The sequence below is a fragment of the Streptomyces sp. NPDC111507 genome (genome assembly GCF_055638955.1).
In genome coordinates this window covers 1,548,604-1,566,875 of the sequence record NZ_JBVKBU010000001.1, presented here as the reverse complement: position 1 = coordinate 1,566,875, position 18,272 = coordinate 1,548,604, and the positions used below count along the sequence as shown (strand labels likewise).

18 protein-coding genes are annotated in these 18,272 nt (G+C 71.2%); 8 read left to right on the top strand and 10 right to left on the bottom strand.

Features of this window, described 5'->3' with window-relative positions:
- The first annotated feature begins 65 nt into the window (after positions 1-65).
- Together ACZ7M2_RS06985 and dapE are read left to right on the top strand one after the other, a co-directional pair.
- Complete coding sequence (locus ACZ7M2_RS06985; RefSeq protein ID WP_471594433.1) at positions 66-1,568, top strand: amino acid permease; 1,503 nt, start codon at positions 66-68, stop codon at positions 1,566-1,568.
- Positions 1,565-2,653 carry a succinyl-diaminopimelate desuccinylase gene (dapE, locus tag ACZ7M2_RS06980; RefSeq protein ID WP_471594432.1) on the top strand — a complete coding sequence of 363 codons (1,089 nt, stop codon included), beginning with the start codon at positions 1,565-1,567 and terminating at the stop codon, positions 2,651-2,653. Before ACZ7M2_RS06985 ends, dapE begins: the two co-directional genes overlap by 4 nt.
- On the opposite strand, the gene ACZ7M2_RS06975 is transcribed toward dapE, so the two are convergent.
- Entirely contained in the window at positions 2,634-3,455 is an 822-nt protein-coding gene (locus ACZ7M2_RS06975) for an alpha/beta fold hydrolase (protein ID WP_471594431.1), read from the bottom strand. The two genes, dapE and ACZ7M2_RS06975, sit on opposite strands and share 20 nt — an antisense overlap.
- A 57-nt stretch (positions 3,456-3,512) precedes the next feature.
- Between ACZ7M2_RS06975 and ACZ7M2_RS06970 the strand changes: the two genes are divergently transcribed.
- The gene (locus ACZ7M2_RS06970; RefSeq protein ID WP_471594430.1) at positions 3,513-4,016 is read left to right on the top strand and encodes a MarR family winged helix-turn-helix transcriptional regulator; all 504 of its coding nucleotides are present in this window, start codon (positions 3,513-3,515) and stop codon (positions 4,014-4,016) included.
- A 21-nt stretch (positions 4,017-4,037) separates the two neighbouring features.
- Here the strand turns inward: ACZ7M2_RS06970 and ACZ7M2_RS06965 are convergent, their stop codons facing one another.
- Positions 4,038-5,618: a PucR family transcriptional regulator gene (locus ACZ7M2_RS06965; protein ID WP_471594429.1), complete on the bottom strand. Its 1,581-nt coding sequence runs from the start codon at positions 5,616-5,618 to the stop codon at positions 4,038-4,040.
- A gap of 115 nt (positions 5,619-5,733) precedes the next feature.
- Here ACZ7M2_RS06965 and ACZ7M2_RS06960 point away from each other — a divergent pair, with 115 nt between their 5' ends.
- The 3 genes from ACZ7M2_RS06960 to ACZ7M2_RS06950 are packed head-to-tail and all read left to right on the top strand — an operon-like array spanning position 5,734 to position 8,429.
- Positions 5,734-6,507: a chorismate synthase gene (locus tag ACZ7M2_RS06960; protein WP_471594428.1), complete on the top strand. Its 774-nt coding sequence runs from the start codon at positions 5,734-5,736 to the stop codon at positions 6,505-6,507.
- Positions 6,504-7,625, top strand: coding sequence for an o-succinylbenzoate synthase (gene menC, locus ACZ7M2_RS06955; RefSeq protein ID WP_352049022.1), 1,122 nt, complete (start codon positions 6,504-6,506; stop codon positions 7,623-7,625). Before ACZ7M2_RS06960 ends, menC begins: the two co-directional genes overlap by 4 nt.
- A gap of 15 nt (positions 7,626-7,640) precedes the next feature.
- Positions 7,641-8,429 carry a S16 family serine protease gene (locus ACZ7M2_RS06950; RefSeq protein ID WP_471594427.1) on the top strand — a complete coding sequence of 263 codons (789 nt, stop codon included), beginning with the start codon at positions 7,641-7,643 and terminating at the stop codon, positions 8,427-8,429.
- Here the strand turns inward: ACZ7M2_RS06950 and ACZ7M2_RS06945 are convergent.
- The 7 genes from ACZ7M2_RS06945 to ACZ7M2_RS06915 all read right to left on the bottom strand — a co-directional run bounded on the left by ACZ7M2_RS06945 (position 8,426) and on the right by ACZ7M2_RS06915 (position 13,656).
- Entirely contained in the window at positions 8,426-8,611 is a 186-nt protein-coding gene (locus ACZ7M2_RS06945; protein WP_470058292.1) for a hypothetical protein, read from the bottom strand. The genes ACZ7M2_RS06950 and ACZ7M2_RS06945 overlap by 4 nt on opposite strands.
- A complete protein-coding gene (locus ACZ7M2_RS06940; RefSeq protein WP_471594426.1) occupies positions 8,608-9,210 on the bottom strand; it encodes an ArsR/SmtB family transcription factor in 603 nt (200 codons plus the stop codon). The genes ACZ7M2_RS06945 and ACZ7M2_RS06940 overlap by 4 nt, the downstream gene beginning before the upstream one ends.
- Positions 9,211-9,285: 75 nt before the next feature.
- Positions 9,286-10,275 carry a glycine betaine ABC transporter substrate-binding protein gene (locus ACZ7M2_RS06935; RefSeq protein WP_471594425.1) on the bottom strand — a complete coding sequence of 330 codons (990 nt, stop codon included), beginning with the start codon at positions 10,273-10,275 and terminating at the stop codon, positions 9,286-9,288.
- A complete protein-coding gene (locus ACZ7M2_RS06930; RefSeq protein WP_471594538.1) occupies positions 10,272-11,150 on the bottom strand; it encodes an ABC transporter permease in 879 nt (292 codons plus the stop codon). Before ACZ7M2_RS06930 ends, ACZ7M2_RS06935 begins: the two co-directional genes overlap by 4 nt.
- An 89-nt stretch (positions 11,151-11,239) precedes the next feature.
- Positions 11,240-12,526 carry a betaine/proline/choline family ABC transporter ATP-binding protein gene (locus ACZ7M2_RS06925; RefSeq protein WP_471594424.1) on the bottom strand — a complete coding sequence of 429 codons (1,287 nt, stop codon included), beginning with the start codon at positions 12,524-12,526 and terminating at the stop codon, positions 11,240-11,242.
- Entirely contained in the window at positions 12,519-13,166 is a 648-nt protein-coding gene (locus tag ACZ7M2_RS06920) for an ABC transporter permease (RefSeq protein WP_471594423.1), read from the bottom strand. The genes ACZ7M2_RS06925 and ACZ7M2_RS06920 overlap by 8 nt, the downstream gene beginning before the upstream one ends.
- 19 nt (positions 13,167-13,185) lie before the next feature.
- Complete coding sequence (locus ACZ7M2_RS06915; RefSeq protein ID WP_352049052.1) at positions 13,186-13,656, bottom strand: Lrp/AsnC family transcriptional regulator; 471 nt, start codon at positions 13,654-13,656, stop codon at positions 13,186-13,188.
- A gap of 122 nt (positions 13,657-13,778) precedes the next feature.
- On the opposite strand from ACZ7M2_RS06915, the gene hppD reads away from it, so the two are divergent.
- Positions 13,779-14,924: a 4-hydroxyphenylpyruvate dioxygenase gene (gene hppD / locus ACZ7M2_RS06910; RefSeq protein WP_470058285.1), complete on the top strand. Its 1,146-nt coding sequence runs from the start codon at positions 13,779-13,781 to the stop codon at positions 14,922-14,924.
- Positions 14,925-15,133: 209 nt separating this feature from the next.
- Here the strand turns inward: hppD and ACZ7M2_RS06905 are convergent, their stop codons facing one another.
- Positions 15,134-16,723, bottom strand: a complete 1,590-nt coding sequence (locus tag ACZ7M2_RS06905) for a tetratricopeptide repeat protein (protein ID WP_471594422.1) — start codon at positions 16,721-16,723, stop codon at positions 15,134-15,136.
- A gap of 92 nt (positions 16,724-16,815) precedes the next feature.
- Here ACZ7M2_RS06905 and ACZ7M2_RS06900 point away from each other — a divergent pair, with 92 nt between their 5' ends.
- A complete protein-coding gene (locus tag ACZ7M2_RS06900) occupies positions 16,816-18,222 on the top strand; it encodes an FAD-binding oxidoreductase (RefSeq protein WP_352049030.1) in 1,407 nt (468 codons plus the stop codon).
- Positions 18,223-18,272 lie beyond the last annotated feature (50 nt).

Here is an 18,272-nt window from a genome sequence, read left to right as displayed (position 1 = left end):
CGCCCCGCCCTCCGCATGATCAGGGCACTGAAGGCGGAACGGTGAACGGCGCAGGGAGACAAGGCGTGGAGACGGAGACGGTACGTACTCGGCCGGACGTCGGCCGGAGAGGCGGACGGGCGGCTCGGCTGACCCGGCGTCAGGGCGTCGGATCGCTGGTCGCCGAGGCCGCCGGGAGCCCGCTCAGGCGGACGATGGGCGTCGGACAACTCACCCTGCTCAGCGTGGGCGCCACGCTCGGCACCGGCATCTTCGTGGTCCTCGGCCAGGCGGTGCCCGAGGCCGGTCCCGCCATCGTCGTGTCGTTCGTCCTGGCCGGTGTGACCGCGCTGTTCTCCGCGCTGTCGTACGCCGAACTGGCCGGCATGATCCCGGGTTCCGGCTCCTCGTACAGCTACGCGTACGCCACCCTCGGCGAGCTCGTCGCCTGGGTGTGCGGCTGGTGTCTGATCCTGGAGTACGGGGTGTCCGTGGCCGCCGTCGCGGTCGGCTGGGGGCAGTACGTCAACGAACTGCTCGACCTGACCGTCGGGGTCACCCTCCCCGACACGCTCAGCGCGCCACCCGGCGCCGGCGGTGTCCTCAACATCCCCGCCGCCGCCATCGTCGTCCTCGCCATGGTCGTGCTGCTGCGCGGAGCGAAGGAGAGCGCCGTCGCCAACACCGTCATGGTCGGCGTGAAGATCGCCGCCCTGGTGATGTTCTGCGCGGTCGCCTTCACCGCCTTCCGCGCAGGGAACTTCCACCCCCTTTTCCCGCTCGGCACCGCCGGTATGAGCGCGGGCGCCGCCTCGCTCTTCTTCTCCTACATCGGCTTCGACGCCGCCTCGACGGCGGGGGAGGAGGCGAAGAACCCGCAGCGCGACCTGCCCCGCGCGATCATCCTCTCTCTCGTCCTCGTCACCGCCCTGTACGTTCTCGTCGCGGTCGCCGCGCTGGGCGCGATGCCGTGGAAGAGGTTCGAGGGCACGGAGGCCACGCTGAGCGAGGTGCTCGTGCAGTCCGTCGGCGGCGGCAGCCTGTGGCCGATCCTGCTCTCCATCGGGGCGGTCGTCGCCACCACGAGCGTCGTGCTCACCGTCCAGTACGGGCAGATCCGCATCCTCTTCGCGATGTCGAGGGACGGGCTCGTGCCGCCGCTGTTCTCCAAGGTGCACCCCACCACCGGGGTGCCGCGCGCGGGCACGGTCATTGTCTCCGCCTTCATCGCCGTGCTCGCCGCGCTCGTCCCGCTGGGCGCGCTCGCCGACGCCACCAGCATCGGTACGCTCTTCGCCTTCATGCTGGTCAACCTGGCGGTCGTCCTGCTGCGCCGCCGCGACCCGGAGGCACCCCGCTCCTTCCGGGTGCCCTTCTCGCCGGTGACGCCGATCCTGGGGGTGGGCTTCTGCGTCTACATGCTGTTCAGCCTGGGGCCGGACACCTGGGCCGCGTTCGGCGCGTGGATGGCCGTCGGCCTGGTGATCTACTGGCTGTACGGGATCAAGCACTCCAAGCTCGGCGACGCACCCGGCTCCGGCGACAACCCCGGCTCCGGCGACAGACTCGGCGACAAGGAAGCGGCGTGAGCACCCTCGACCACACCCTCGATCTCACCGCCGACGTCGTCGCCCTCACCCGCGCCCTCGTCGACCTCCCCTCCGAGAGCGGCGCAGAGGCCGGGCTCGCGGACGCCGTCGAGGCGGCCCTCGCCGCCCTCCCGCACCTCACCGTGGAGCGGATCGGCAACTCGGTGGTCGCCCGCACCGACCTCGGTCACCCCGAACGGATCCTGATCGCGGGCCACCTGGACACCGTTCCCGCCGCCGGGAACCTGCCGTCCGTCCTGCGGGGCGACCTCCTGTACGGGCTGGGCGCCTGCGACATGAAGGGCGGAGTCGCCGTCGCACTCCGGCTGGCGGCGACGGTCCCCGAGCCCACCCGCGACCTCACCTACATCTTCTACGAGTGTGAGGAGGTCGAGGGCGACCGCAACGGGCTCGGCCGGATCGCCGCCGTACGGCCGGAGTTGCTGAACGCCGACCTCGCGATCCTCATGGAGCCGTCCGACGCCGGGGTCGAGGCGGGCTGCCAGGGGGTGCTGATGGCCGACATCACGGTCCGCGGCGAGCGCGCGCACACCGCGCGGGCCTGGCGGGGGGTGAACGCCGCGCACCGTGCCGGGGCCGTCCTCCAGCGCCTCGCCGACCACACCCCGGATCGGGTCGTGATCGACGGCCTGGAGTACCGCGAGGGGCTGAACGCCGTCGCCGTACGCGCCGGGGTCGCGGGCAACGTCGTCCCCGACGCGTGCGTGATCACCGTCAACTCCCGTTTCGCGCCGAGCCGTTCGGCAGAGGAGGCGGAGAAGTACGTACGGGATCTGTTTCCCGAGGACGAGTACGAGGTCGACGTCACGGAGGTCGTACCGGGCGCGCTGCCCGGGCTCGACCGGCACGCGGTCGCCTCGCTCGTCCGCGTGCTGGGGGCCACGCCCCGTCCGAAGCTGGGCTGGACGGACGTGGCCCGTTTCGCCGCCCTCGGCACGCCCGCCCTCAACTACGGTCCCGGCGACCCGGTTCTCGCCCACACGGCAGGGGAGTACGTCCCCGTGGCGCAGTTGCGGGCGTGCGAGGAGCGGCTGGCGGGGTGGCTCAGGCGGGCAGGCCGCTGAGCCACTCCAGCAGGAACTTGGTGAAGACGTACGGCTGTTCCATGTTGGCGTAGTGGGCGGTGCCCTCGACGGTGGCGGTGCGGCCGTCGGCGACGGTGTCGACGAGGCGGTCGGCCATCGCGATCAGACCGTCCGCGTCCAGGGCGCCGTTGATGGCCAGGACGGGGACCGTGATGGTCCTGGCGCGCGCCAGGACGTCGGTCACCGGGACGGAGTGGTCGGGTTCGTCGGGCGTGTGCTTGGAAATGGTCCCCCGCGCCATTTCCCGTACCCGCCGTACGACCTCCGGGTCGACCTCGTCGAGCGTGCGATGCGGGCCGGCCACGGCTGAGGCGAAGATGTCGACCCAGCCGTCGATGTCGCCGGCGGCCAGAGCGCCGCCCCAGCGGTTCTGGATGTCCAGGGTCCAGGCGTCGGTGTCCTCCGGGTCGGCGATCCCGGCGCCGCTGACGACGAGCGCGCGGACGAGGTCCGGGTGTTCCAGCGTGGTGTCGACCGCGGTGGCGCCGCCCATCGACATCCCGACGAGGACCGCGGGGCCCGTCCCGAGGTGGCGCAGGAGGGCGGCGAGGTCGTCGGTGGGGCGGAAGGGCTTTGTCGCGTTGGCGGACCGGCCGTGGCCGCGGGCGTCGGGCGCGATCACCCGGTGGCCGACCGCCAGGAGCGGCACCAGGGCGTCCCACATGCGGTGGTCGGTGAAGCCGCCGTGCAGCAGCACCAGCGGGGAACCGGTGCCGACGTCGCGGTAGGCGAGCGGACCGTCGGCGGACTGGAACATGAACACCTGAGCGGCATCAGTCATGACAACTAAGGTGTCATGTTGGGGCTGACTTGGCAACCAAGGTGTCATCCTGTCTCCGTGACCCGCACCAGCAAGCCCGACACCAGCAAGCCCGACGACTCCAAGCCGCTCCCGCCCGACGACCTCGCCCCCCGCCTCTACGAGGTGTTCGCCGTGCTGGGGCCCCTGTACCGGCGCGTGAGCCGCAAGGTGGAGCTGAACGAGCCGATCGAAGGCCTGTCCATCGGCGTGCGCGCCGTCCTGGATCTCCTGCGCGCGCAGGGGCCCCTGACGGTCCCCCAGATGGGGCGCGCGCAGGCGCTCAGCCGTCAGTTCGTGCAGCGGATGGTCAACGAGGCGGCGGCCCACGGTCTGGTCGAGGCCATCGCCAACCCCGCGCACCAGCGGTCCTCGCTGATCCGGCTGACCGACGACGGCCGTACGGTCATCGACGCGGTGATCACCCGTGAGAGCGCGCTGCTGAAGCGGGTGGGCGGGGACCTCACCGACGCGGACGTGGAGAGGTGCGTACGGGTGCTGACGCGCATGCTGGAGGTCTTCGAGGACGTGGACGTCAACTGACGGCCGGGCCCGAAGGGCGGCTCAGCGGCGGCTGCCGAGCCCGCCCAGCGTCCTCAACTGGAGCCACAGCACCAGCCGTTCGTCGGGATCGTCGAGGTCGATGCCGAGCTGCTGCCGGGCCTGCCGGAGGCGATAGCGGCAGGTGTTGGCGTGCACGGCGAGCAGCCGCGCCGCGCCCGCCATGTCGCAGCCCGCGTCCAGCCAGGCGACGAGAGTGCGCGCGTACTCGGTGCCGTGCTCGACGTCGTGCGCGAGGACCCGCCGCCACCCGCCCGCGCTCAACTCCCGCCGCTCGCCCAGAACTTCGGCAAGCCGCAGCAGGGTGACGCGCGGCCTCACCTCCTCCACGGTCGCCACCGGCAGGTCAGGGCCCAGCACCCGCAGGACGAGGTCGGCGTCGTCCCGGGAGGCCCGCACCTCCGCGAGTCCGCCGACCACATCCCCCAGCCCAGCCCGCACAGGCACCCGCAGCGCCTGTCCCGCCCGCCCCACGATGTCCTCCGCCAGCCCTCTGTGGCGCGCTCCGCCACGCTCCCCGAACGCCGGCAGCAGCGCGTACACGACCCCGTCGACGAGAACGCCCGCGTGCCGCCCGTAGCGCGCCTCGCACTGCAGGCGTACGAGATCCAGGAGCCGTAGCGCGGTCTGTTCGACGTCCGCCGCCGAGACGCTGGAGTCCAGGACGAAGGCGGCCACGCGCACGGGGGCCGGGTTTCCGTCCGGGCCGAGGCCCATGCCCAGGCGGTGGGCGGCGCCCGCCGGGTCGGCGGTGCCGTCGAGCAGGCGGCGCAGCAGGTCGCCGTTCTGGTGGCGGGCCAGCTCCTGCGCGGCGCGGGCCCGCAGCAGGAGCAGCGCCGCCGTGGACGCGCCCTGGGCGAGGGCCTCCTCGGCGTCCGGCGCGAGGCCACCGTCGTCGACGACCCAGAGCGAGCCGAGGGTCTCGCCGCCCGCCCGGACGGGGACGGCGAGCCGCGGCAGGTTGTCGCTGCCCTCCAGCGCGGGCAGCCGGACCACGCCGTCGGCCGCGAACAGCACCCGGTACTGCTCCGAGTTGGCGGGGCTCCCGGGCACCTGGAGGCCGAGGATGCCCGTGCGGCGGTCCTCGTCGACCGGCTGCCCCGGAACCGTCGAGTAGGCGAGGATCCGCTGCCGCGGGTCCTCGATCGCGGTGGCGCCACCGACGGCCGCGGCCACCGCGTCGGCCAGCGCGAACAGGTCCCCCAGACCGCTCCCGGCGGCCGACGGCCGGGCGCCGATCGCAGAGGCCAGCAGCAGATGTACGTGGTGCCACGCGGCGTCCTCGTCCACGGACAGCAGGGCCACACCCGCCGACTCCGCCGCCTCCGCGAGCGGGCCGTCCGTGCCGCGTACGACCAGCCCGCTCATCCCCGCCTCCGCCGCCGCCCGCGCCAGCGGCCCCGCCGCGGACGCCCGCACCCCGACCGCGAGCAGCAGCGCCCCGGGCGCACGGGTCAGCGGTGCGTGGGCGTCGTACAGCAGCGCCTCCGTGACGGGCACGGCGAGTCCGGCGGGCGCGGTCCGCAGCCGTACGGAGGGGCCACCGACGACGTCCAGCAGGTCACCGAGGGTGCAGGCGTCCACGCGGCTCCTTCCGATGCTCGGCCGGGACACGGTTGGCCGATCTCATCAGGAACGTACGCGCGTGTTGTCCTGATGTACAACGTGGGCGTCGCCGCGAGCTTCGACACTCGGTTCCATGACCGAAGAAGTGAGCATCCGTACCGTTCACGACGTCGCCGGGATCGGCGCGGTGGCCGACCTCTTCAGCGACGTCTGGCAGACGCCCCGCAACAGCCCGCCCTATCCGGCGGAGGTGCTGCACAGCCTGGTGCACGCCGGGGGCGCGGTGCATGCCGCGTACGACGGGACACGGCTGGCCGGAGCCGCCGTCGCCGTGTTCGGGCAGCCGGGGCGGCAGGACACGTACTCCCTGGTCGCCGCGGCCGATCGCGGGCTCGGGTACGCCGTGAAGCAGGCCCAGCGCGCCTGGGCCCTGGAACACGGCGCCCGCACCATGCGCTGGACCTTCGATCCGCTGGTCGGCCGCAACGCCCGCTTCAACCTGGTCAAGCTGGGGGCCACCGGCACGGAGTACCTGGTCGACTTCTACGGGCCCATGGCGGACGGGGTGAACGACGGGGACGAGAGCGACCGGCTGACGGTGACCTGGGATCTGACCGCGCCCCGTACGCCACAGGAGACGGGCGACCGTGACGCCGCGCCCGCCACCCACCTCGCCCCCGACGGCGCCTTCCTCGCCCGCCGCGACACCTCCGACCGGCACATCTGGTGCCGGGTCCCGGACGACGTCGTCAAGCTGCGCGCCGCCGACCCGACGCTCGCGCTGCGCTGGCGCCACGCCGTCCGCGCGGTCTTCACGGAGGCCTTCGCCGAGGGGTACGTCGCCACCGGGATGTCCCGCGACGGCTGGTACACCCTCACCCGCCCCGCCACGGAAGGCGCCGCATGAAACTCGAACGCGTCGAAGTCGTCCACATCGCGCTGCCCCTCGTCACCCCCTTCCGCACCTCCTTCGGGACCATGACGACGAAGGACACCTTCCTCCTGCACGTCGTCACGGACGCGGCCGAGGGCTGGTCGGAGTTCGCCGCCGACCCCGAGCCGCTGTACTGCTCGGAGTTCGTGGCCGGCGCCGAGATCGTGCTGCGCGACTTCCTGCTGCCGCGCGTGGCCGCCCTCCCGCACCTCACGGCCGCCGCGCTCGCCCCCGCGACGGCGAAGATCAAGGGGCACGAGCTGGCCAAGGCGGCCCTGGAGACGGCCGTCCTCGACGCCGAGCTGCGCGCCCACGACATGTCGCTCGCGACCTACCTCGGAGCCGTCCACGACCGCGTGCCCGCCGGGGTCTCGGTCGGCATCAAGGACTCCGTCCCGGCACTCCTCGACGATGTCGAGCGCTACCTCGCCGAGGGGTACGTCCGGATCAAGCTGAAGATCGAACCCGGCTGGGACCTGGAGCCCGTACGGGCCGTGCGCGAGCGCTTCGGGGACGCGCTGCCGCTCCAGGTGGACGCCAACACGGCGTACTCGCTCGCGGACGCCGAGCACCTGCGCCGGCTCGACGCGTTCGGACTGCTGCTCATCGAGGAGCCGCTGGAGGAGAACAACCTCCACGCGCACGCACGGCTCCAGCAGCGCATCGCCACCCCGGTCTGTCTCGACGAGTCCCTGCACAGCGCCCGCGACACCGCCTCCGCGATCGCCATGGACGCCTGCCGGGTCGTCAACGTGAAGCCCGCCCGGGTCGGCGGCTACCTGGAGGCGCGCCGCATCCACGACGTCGCCCACGCGCACGGAGTACCGGTCTGGTGCGGCGGCATGCTGGAGACGGGCATCGGCCGGGCCCCGAACCTGGCCCTGGCGGCCCTGCCGGGCTTCACCCTCCCCGGCGACACCTCCGCCTCCAGCCGCTACTTCGCCGAGGACATCACCGAGCCCTTCGTCCTTCAGGACGGTCATCTGCCGGTGCCGAGCACCCCGGGCATCGGGACCGAGCCGCTGCCGGAGGCGCTGCGCCGCTTCACCACCGCCCGGCGGGACCTGTACGGAGGCCGCGCCGAGCGGTGACGTTAGATTGATCCTGTGCTCTCTCGCCTCACACGCCTCCAGGCCATCACCGTCTGCGCCGCTCCCGTCGTGGCCCTGCTCGCCACGGCGGCGTTCGCGCCGCTGCCGTTCTCCGTGGCGCAGCCCGGGATGACGGCGAACGTCCTGGGCGAGAACAAGGGCGACCCGGTGATCACGATCAGCGGAGCGCCCACCCGGCAGACGAGCGGGCAGCTGCGGATGACGACGATCGAGGCGACCGGGCCGGACGCGAGCGTCAGCCTGGGTGACGTGATCGACGGCTGGTTCCGCACGGACCGGGCCGTGATGCCGCGCGACTCGGTCTACCCGAGCGGGAACTCCGTCAAGGAGATCGAGCAGCACAACGCGAACGAGATGAAGAAGTCCCAGGACACGGCCACCGAGGCGGCCCTGGCCTACCTGCACGAGAAGAACGACGTGAAGGTCACGCTCAAGCTGGCCGACGTCGGCGGGCCCAGCGCCGGACTGCTCTTCACGCTCGGGATCATCAACAAGCTGGACGGCGACGGCAGCGGCGGCGACCTCACGGGCGGTCGCACCATCGCGGGTACGGGGACGATCGACGCCGACGGCAAGGTCGGCGCGGTCGGCGGGGTCGCCCTGAAGACGCAGGCCGCCCGGCGCGACGGCGCGACGGTCTTCCTGGTCCCGAAGGCGGAGTGCTCGGACGCCAAGTCGGAACTGCCCAAGGGGCTGCGACTGGTTCCGGTGACCACGCTCAAGGGCGCGGTCGACGCGCTGGTCTCCCTGGAGAAGGGGAAGGGCTCGGTTCCGAGCTGTTAGGCGACCGCCGGCTTCGGTGCGGCGGCGAGCCGCAGGCCGACCTCCACGAGGGTCCAGCCCAGGCGCGTCCGCAGTTCACCGGGGCGCCGGGCGGAGACGGCCAGGCGGTGGGTCTCGGCCTGGGCCCGGAGCTCGGCGGCGCGGGTGTGATGCAGGGCGAGGTGGGTCTCGGCGTGCGTCATGGGTGCGTCTCCGTTCGGTCCTGCGTGACGGGGAAGGCGTGGGTGTGGATGCGGACCTGCGCGGCCTCGGCGTCGTCTTCGCCGGCGGCCAGATCGCGGTAGCTGTGGACGAGCGCGTGCATCTTCTGAATGAGTTCGTCGGTGAGTTCAGGGGTCAGCCGTAGCGTCTCGCTGCTCATGTCCCAGACGCGGGACCATTCCTCCGGCCACTGGGCCCGGTTGCCCAACCAGGTCGACAGGTCCCGGGTCTGCCGGGTCGCGACCTCGTGGAGGTACATGTCGGCGGCCCCGCGCACGACCGGGTCGGTGTCCGCGAGCAGAGAGTCGTCGAACCTCAGGCCCCGGTGGGTCGCCTTCCACCACCGCTCCCGCCCCTTGCCCCGCTCCGGGGCGTCCTCGACGAAGCCGTGGGCGGCGAGTTGTCGCAGGTGGTAGCTGGTGGCACCGCTCGACTCGCCCAGCTTCTCGGCGAGCTGGGACGCGGTGGCCGGACCGCCGAAGCGCAGAGCGTCCAGGAGCTGCATGCGCAAGGGATGAGCGAGCCCGCGCAGTGAGCGGGCGTCGAGATTGCGGACCTGGGGATCCTGGGGCTCTTCCATGCATCCAAAGGTAGCGTTGCAAAGAAATGGTTGCAAGGGTTTCTTTGCAAGTACTTCTTTGGAAGGCGCGGCCGCTCAGCCCCCCTTCACGAACCCCTCCTGCTCCATCCAGTCCAGCGCCACCTGATGCGGATCCTGCCCGTCGACGTCCACCTTGGAGTTCAGGGTCTGGGCCACGTCGTTGTCGAGCTTCCTGGTGATCGGGTCCAGGACCTGGGCGATCGCCGGGTACTTCTTCAGGGCCTTGGAGTTGATCACGGGCGCCGCGTTGTAGTTGGGGAAGAACTTCTTGTCGTCCTCCATCACCGCCAGGTTCATCGACTTGATGCGCCCGTCGGTGGTGAACACCTCCCCGTACGTGCAACTCCCCTTCGCCACCTGGGTGTAGATGATCCCGGTGTCCATCTGCGTGATGTTCTTCGCGGGCAGACTCATCCCGTACGCCTTCTCCATGCCCGGCAGCCCGTCGGCCCGGTTGGCGAACTCGCTCTCCACGCACAGCGTGACCGCGCTCGGGTTCGACCTGGACAGCGCGGCCACGTCGGAGAGCGTCTTGGTGCCGTACTTCTTGAAGTTGGCCTGGTTCATGGCGAGCGCGTACGTGTTGTTGAGCGCGGACGGCGGCAGCCAGCTCAGCCCGTTCCTCAGGTCGGCGTCGTGCACCGCCTGCCACTGCTGCTGCGGGTCGGGGATGGGCCTGCTGTTGCCGAGGTACGTGATCCAGGCGGTGCCCGTGTACTCGTACATCCCGTCCGCGTCCCCGCTCTTGACGGCCTCCCGCGCGCCGATCGAACCCTGGATACCCGTCCGGTCGAGGACGTCCGCGCCGGCCGCCTGGAAGGCGATGCCCATGATCGCGCCGAGGATCAGCTGCTCGGTGAACTCCTTCGACGTCACCGTCAGATGGGCGCCCTTGAGCGGCTGCCCCCACCCGATCGAGCCGGGCGTGACGTTGTCGACCATGGGGGAGCCGCTGGTGAGTCCGCAGCCGGCGGCCAGGACCAGCGCACCGGCCAGCACCGGAGACGTACGCCGCGCGACGGGTGCGGAACCCGTACGGCTCATGAGCCCGCCTCCAGTCCGTGTGGCCTGAGCAGCAGTTCGACCAGGGAGGCGAGCCAGTCCACGAGCAGGGCCAGTGAGATCGTGAGGACCGAGCCGAGGACCAGGACGGGCATGCGCTGGGTGGTGATACCGGTGGTGATCAGGACACCGAGGCCGCCGCCCCCGCCGAAGGTGGCGAGGGTCGCCGTGCCCACGTTCAGGACCAGGGCCGTCCGTACGCCCGCGAGGATCAGCGGCACGGCCAGCGGGAGTTCGATGCGGGTCAGCACCCCCAGGGGGGACATCCCGATGCCGCGGGCCGCCTCCAGCAGGGTCGGGTCGTTGGCCTTCAGGCCCGCGATCGTGTTGGAGAGGACCGGCAGGATGGCGTAGACGGTGATGCCGATCAGGGCCGCCCGCTGGCCGGTGCCCAGCCAGATGACCAGCAGCGCCAGCAGGCCGATCGCGGGCGTGGCCTGCCCCATGTTGGCGAGCGTCATCGCGACCGGGGTCGCCTTCCGGAACGCCGCCCGGGTGAGCAGGATGCCCAGGGGGATCGCGATGATCAGCACGAAGAAGGTGGAGATCGCGGTCAGCCGGATCTGCTGCCACAGGGCCTTCGACACCTGGCCGTTCGACAGCGCGTTCTCGGAGATCGGGTCCAGCCGGGCCTGCTGGAACCAGAGCCAGGTGGCCAGCAGCACGGCCGCGAGGACCAGGGGCAGGAAGGTCAGCTTCTGCCAGCTGATCCGGCGCTTGAGGACGACCTTCGGAGGTGGGGCCTCCCCCTCGGCTCCGCCTTCACCGTTCCCGGGAAGGCCTTCGGGAAGGTCCTCGGGGAAGTCCCCGGAGTCCGGGGAGAACTCGCCGTCGTCCCGGAACGCGAGCCCCTTCACCTCGTGCTCGCCCTCGGGCCGTTCCTCGCGCCGTTCCTTGGACCGCTCTTTGGGCCGCTCTTTGGGCCGTTCCTCGGGAGGGGGAGTGCTCACGCCTTCGCCTCCCCGCCGCTCACGCCCTCCTGCTCGAAGTGGGTCTGCTGGGCGCGCGCCTCCTCCAGCTCGTGCTGGTGCTCCATCGCCTCCAGCCGGTCCTCCTCCAGCAGCTCGTGCACGGAGTTCATCAGCGTCTCCATGTCGACGACACCGGTGAACTCGCCGCGCCGCCCGGTGACCGCGACCCGGCCCGTGTTGTCGATGAGCACCGCTTCCAGCGCGTCCCGCAGCGTGGCGTCCCGGGTCACCGTGTCGTGCACCAGCGTGCCCGCCCGCGCCAGCGAACCCCTGGCCCGCATCAGGTCGCCGCGCCGCAGCCACTTGTAGGGGCGGCCCCGCCGGTCGAGCAGCAGGATCTCGTTCGTGCCGCTGCTTCTGAGCTTGTTGAAGATCTCCTGGAGCGGGTCGTCCACCGTGACCGTCGGGCAGTCGGTGATCTCCACATCCCGTACCCGGGTGAGATTGAGCCGCTTCAGCGCCGCGCCCGCGCCCACGAACCCCGACACGAAGTCGTCGGCCGGGTTGGTGAGGATCGCCTCCGGGGTGTCGAACTGCGCGATGTGCGAGTGCTCGCGCAGCACCGCGATCCGGTCACCGAGCTTGATCGCCTCGTCGAAGTCGTGGGTGACGAAGACGATCGTCTTGTGCAGCTCACGCTGGAGCCGGATCAGCTCGTCCTGGAGGTGGTCGCGGGTGATCGGGTCCACGGCGCCGAAGGGCTCGTCCATCAGCAGCACGGGCGGGTCGGCCGCGAGCGCCCGGGCCACGCCCACGCGCTGCTGCTGGCCGCCGGAGAGCTGGCGCGGATAACGTCCCTGGAACTCGCCCGGGTCGAGGCCGACCAGGTCCAGCATCTCCTCGACGCGCGCCCTGATCCGCGACTTCGACCAGCCGACCATCTTCGGTACGAGGGCGATGTTCTGCGCGACCGTCATGTGCGGGAAGAGCCCGGACGCCTGGATGGCGTAGCCGATCTTGCGGCGCAGCTTCACCGGGTCCATGTCGGTGACGTCCTCGGCATTGATGCGGATGCGGCCGCTGGTCGGTTCGATCAGCCGGTTGATCATCTTGAGCGTGGTGGACTTGCCGCATCCCGACGGGCCCACGAAGACGACCAGCTCGCCCGCCTTGATCTCCATGTTGACGCTGTCCACGGCCGGTTCCCGGCTGTTGGGGTAGCGCTTGGTGAGGTTCTCCAGCTCGATGGTGGCGCCGGTCGTGGAGGTGTGCGTGCCCTCCGTGCCCTCCTGTGGCTCCGCGACCTCGGTCGTCTCAGGCACGGATCCCCCTCGGAATGGTCAGCCGGCCGATGAGGACGTAGGCGGCGTCGAACAGCAGCGCGAGGATGATGATCCCGATCGTGCCCGCGAGTACCTGGTTGAGCGCGTTCCTGCTGCCCAGGGACGCGAGGCCGCGGAAGATCTCGTTGCCGAGGCCGGGGCCGGAGGCGTACGCCGCGATCGCCGCGATGCCCATCAGCATCTGCGTGGAGACCCGGATACCGGTGAGGATCGGCGGCCAGGCCAGCGGCAGCTCGACCTTCAGCAGTCGGGCCGGAGCGGACATGCCGATGCCCTTCGCCGCGTCCACCAGCGCGGGGTCGACCCCGCGCAGGCCCACGATCGCGTTGCGCACGATCGGCAGCAGCCCGTACAGCGTCAGCGCGATCACCGTGGGCGGCACGCCCAGGCCCACGAGCGGGATCAGCAGACCGATCATGGCGAGCGACGGGATGGTCAGGATGGTGGAGGTGGTGGTCGTGGCGACGCCGCCCGCCCAGCCGCTGTGATAGGTGACGACGCCGATCACCACACCGATGAGCGTCGCGACGACCATGCACTGGAAGACCACACTGGCGTGCTGGTACGCGTCCGTGAGCAACTGCTGATGGCGGCTGCTCACGTACTGCCAGAAGTTCACGCCACCTCCCGGTCGTCGGTCAGTGCTCGGTCGCCGCCTGCTCCACCAGCGGGATGATCCGCAACGGAACCGGGTTCTCCATGACGATCGCCGTGGAGGCCCGGACGATGCCATCAAAACCGACGACCCGGTCGATCACACGTTGGAGATCGGCGTTCGAGCGGGCCACCAGGCGGCACAGCATGTCGCCGCTGCCGGTGGTCGTGTGCAGCTCCAGCACCTCGGGGACGGTCGCCAAGTGCGCCCGTACGTCGGGGCCTTGTCCCTGCCTGATCTGCAGCGTCGCGAAGGCCGTGACGGGGTAGCCGAGCGCGGCCGGGTCCACCTGCGGACCGAATCCCCGGATGACTCCATTCGACTGAAGGCGGTCGAGCCGGGCCTGCACGGTGCCGCGCGCGACCCCGAGCCGCCGGGACATCTCCAGTACGCCGATGCGCGGCTCCTCGGCCAACAGCACGATGAGCCGGCCGTCCAGGTGATCGATTCCCATGCCGCCCTCCCGGGTGGTCATCATGTACAGAACGCCCGCCTACATGGACGTTTTGCTGAGCACATTGTCCAGCTCTCCCGCAAACTATTGCGCACCTTGTGGAACAGGGAGAGTCTGCGGCCATGACGCAGACCACAGACCTCACTCCCGACACCGCCCGGCAGGCAGACCCCTTCCCGGTCAAGGGAATGGACGCGGTCGTCTTCGCCGTCGGCAACGCCAAGCAGGCCGCGCACTACTACTCCACGGCCTTCGGCATGCGGCTGGTCGCCTACTCCGGACCGGAGAACGGCAGCCGCGAGACGGCGTCGTACGTCCTCGAGAACGGCTCGGCACGCTTCGTCCTCACCTCCGTCATCAAGCCCACCACCACCTGGGGCCACTTCCTGGCCGAGCACGTGGCCGCGCACGGCGACGGGGTCGTCGACCTCGCCATCGAGGTCCCGGACGCGCGCGCCGCGTTCGCGTACGCCGTCGAGCACGGCGCCCGCCCGCTCGCCGAGCCCTACGAGCTCAAGGACGAGCACGGCACGGTCGTCCTCGCCGCGATCGCCACGTACGGCGAGACCCGGCACACGCTCGTCGAACGCACCGGCTACGACGGCCCGTACCTCCCCGGGTTCACCGCCGCCGCCCCGATCGTCGAACCGCCCGCCCACCGCACCTTCCAGGCCATCGACCACTGCGTCGGCAACGTCGAACTCGGCCGTATGAACGAATGGGTCGGCTTCTACAACAAGGTCATGGGCTTCACGAACATGAAGGAGTTCGTGGGCGACGACATCGCGACCGAGTACAGCGCGCTGATGTCGAAGGTCGTCGCCGACGGCACGCTCAAGGTCAAGTTCCCGATCAACGAGCCCGCCATCGCCAAGAAGAAGTCCCAGATCGACGAGTACCTGGAGTTCTACGGCGGCGCGGGCGTCCAGCACATCGCGCTGAACACCAACGACATCGTGCAGACCGTACGCACCATGCGCGCGGCCGGGGTCCAGTTCCTGGACACGCCCGACTCGTACTACGACACCCTCGGCGAGTGGGTCGGCGACACCCGGGTCCCCGTCGACACCCTGCGCGAGTTCAAGATCCTCGCCGACCGCGACGAGGACGGCTATCTGCTCCAGATCTTCACCAAGCCGGTCCAGGACCGGCCGACCGTCTTCTTCGAGATCATCGAGCGGCACGGCTCGATGGGCTTCGGCAAGGGCAACTTCAAGGCGCTCTTCGAGGCGATCGAGCGGGAGCAGGAGAAGCGCGGCAACCTGTAGGAATCATCTGCGGAAATCTGTCATCTGTTATCTGTCAGCCGATATCTGTCAGCCGTCAGCCAATGTCTGTCAGCGGTTATCCGTCAGCGGTTATCCGTCAGCGGTCAGCGGTCAGCGGTCAGCGGTCAGCGGTCAGCCGTCAGCCGTCAGCCGTCAGCCGTCAGCGGTCAGCGGCTATCGGCCCTCAGCCCTCGGCTATCGGCCCTCGGTCATCGTGACGCCGTGCGCCGCGGTGCCGGTGTCGGCGCCGATGCGTGCGGCCTGGGTCGACGGGTCGCCCTCGGAGCCGCCGGGTTCGCCGGATTCACGGCAGTGCCCGGCGGCCCCGCCGCGCCCCCCGGTTCCGCCGGGGTCTCGTCCTTCGGCTCGGGCGGCGGCTCCGCGGGCGGTTCGCCGAGGGCGGCCAGGTCGTGCCGGGCCTGGGGGGCGAGGACGGGGGAGAAGTACGGGTTGATCTGGAGGGACTCCGCGATGTGGCGGCGGGCGGGCGCGAGCAGGCCCAGCTCGCGTTCGATCTGCCCCCGGTGGTACACGTACAGCGCGCTGCGGACGCCGCCGCCCTTCGTCTTGTCCGTCGCCTTCGTCGCGAACTTCAGCGCCTCCTCGTCCTCCTCCGCCCGGTGCAGCGCCCACCCCAGCGCGTCCGCGACGGCGACTCCGGGCTGGCGCGCCCACTCCTCGCGCAGTCGGCGCACCGCGTTCTCCGGATCGCCGTGGTCCGCCTCGAACAGTCCGAGGACCAGTTCGTCGTCGACACCGGCCGCGGCGTCGGTGCGCACCCGCTCCCGCAGCAGGGCGTACTGCGTCTGTGCCGCGTCGCGCACCCCCAGCGTCTCGTACAGCTCGCCCAGCTCCAGCGCGTACCGCGGATCGGGCTCCTGGGCGAGCGCCGTCTGGTACGCACGCAGCGCCTCCGCGTTGCGTCCGAGCGCCGCCAGCGCACGCCCCTGTCCGGCGAGCGCGCCGTGCTGGTCGGGGTCGATGCTCAGCGCGGCCTCGTAGTAGCGCAGCGACTCCTCGCGGTCCCCGCGCTCCCAGGCGAGCCGGCCCGTTTGCGCCAGCCAGATCGCCCGCTCGGCCGGAGAGGTGGCGCCCGCCGCCGCGTCCGCGAGGGAGGCCACCGCGTCCTCGCGCCAGCCGCGGTCCCAGTACACCTGGGCGGCCTCGGCCAGCACCGGCGGCCCGTGGTGCAGCCCCTGGAGCTTCTCCAGCGCGCCGCGGCTCGCCTTGTAGTCACCGAGGCCGCTGCAGGAGTCGATCAGCAGCGGATACGCCGTCCACCGCTTCGGGGCCAGCTTCAGCGCCTCCTCGGCCCACTTCCGCCCGGTCCGGAAGTCGTTGCGGGCGTTGGCGAGCGCGGCCAGCCCCTCCAGCGCCGTCAGGTTCCCTTTCGGTTTCGTCTCCAGCGACGTGCGCAGCGCCTGTTCGGCCTTCGGGAAGTACGCGGGTGTGGCGGTCCGCCGCCCCTGCTCCACATAGGCCGCGCCGAGCACCGCCCACGACCGTTCGTCGCGCGGATGGGCGCGCAGATGGGCCTCATGGTCGCCGATGAGCGCCACCAGATCGGGCAGCGCGGCGGGCACCCCGGCCCCCACCGCCGTCGCCGCCCGCGCCGCCGGACCCGCCGACGGCGGCGCCGCGGTCCGCCGCTGCGAGGGCAGCAGCACCAGCACCCCGCCGAGGACGACAGACCCCGCCACCAGGCCGATCAGCACGTGCTTGGCGACGGAGGGACGCCGCCCGGAGGGACCCTGAGGCGCGAGCCCCGTGAGCACCGGCTGTCGCTCTTCGATCTCCATGCCGCTCACTGTGCGTCAATACGAAGACCACACCCCGGCACACCAAGCCCCGCGCGGATGGGGTTCACACCGATGGCCCCGAGTGCGACGCTGTGATCATGAGCCGTATCGAAGCCCCGCGCGACGAAGTCACCGGCAACCTCGCGGACCGCCTGCTGAGCGGCCTGCCGGCCGAGGCCGTCCTCATCGACCCGGACGTCACGGCCTCGTACGCGAACGACATGGCGAGCTTCTGCGAGGCGGGCACCCCCGCCGTCGTCGTCCTGCCCCGTACCGTCGAACAGGTCCAGCACGTCATGCGGATCGCGACCGAGCTGCGTGTCCCGGTCGTCCCGCAGGGCGCCCGCACCGGCCTGTCCGGCGCCGCCAACGCCTCCGACGGCTGCATCGTGCTGTCGCTGGTGAAGATGGACCGCATCCTGGAGATCAACCCGGTCGACCGGATCGCCGTCGTGGAACCCGGCGTCATCAACGCCACCCTCTCCCGCGCCGTGAACGAACACGGTCTGTACTACCCGCCGGACCCCTCCAGCTGGGAGATGTGCACGATCGGCGGGAACATCGGCACGGCCTCCGGCGGCCTGTGCTGTGTGAAGTACGGGGTGACGGCGGAGTACGTCCTCGGCCTCGACGTGGTACTGGCCGACGGACGGCTCATGTCCACCGGCCGCCGTACGGCGAAGGGGGTCGCCGGGTACGACCTCACCCGCCTCTTCGTCGGATCCGAGGGCTCGCTCGGCATCGTCGTACGGGCGATCCTGGCGCTCAAGCCGCAGCCGCCCCAGCAGTTGGTGCTGGCGGCGGAGTTCGGATCGGCGCGGGCCGCCTGCGACGCCGTGGTCCGGATCATGGAGGGCGGGCACGTCCCCTCCCTCCTCGAACTCATGGACCGTACGACGGTCAAGGCCGTCAACGACCTGGCCCACATGGGCCTCCCGGAGACCACCGAGGCGCTCCTCCTCGCCGCCTTCGACACCCACGACCCGGCCGCCGACCTGGCTGCCGTAGGCGCGCTGTGCGAGGCCGCGGGCGCGACGCAGGTGGTCCCCGCGGAGGACGCGGCGGAATCCGAACTGCTCCTCCAGGCACGGCGGTTGTCGCTCACCGCGCTCGAAGCGGTCAAGGGCACCACGATGATCGACGACGTGTGCGTGCCGCGCTCCCGGCTCGGCGACATGCTCGAAGGCATCGAGCGCGTCGCCGAGAAGTACTCCCTGACCATCGGTGTCTGCGCGCACGCGGGCGACGGCAACACCCACCCCACCGTCTGCTTCGACGCCGACGATCCCGACGAGTCGCGGCGCGCCCGCGAGTCCTTCGACGAGATCATGGCGCTCGGTCTGGAACTCGGCGGCACCATCACGGGCGAACACGGCGTAGGAGTCCTGAAGAAGGAGTGGCTGGCCCGCGAGCTCGGACCGGTGGGCGTGGAGATGCAGCGCGGCATCAAGGCCGCCTTCGACCCGCTGGGCATCCTGAACCCGGGCAAGGTGCTCTAAGCGCTCCGCTGGAAGTGCCGGGATGTGCCGTCGATCGTCTGCCGCGCCCT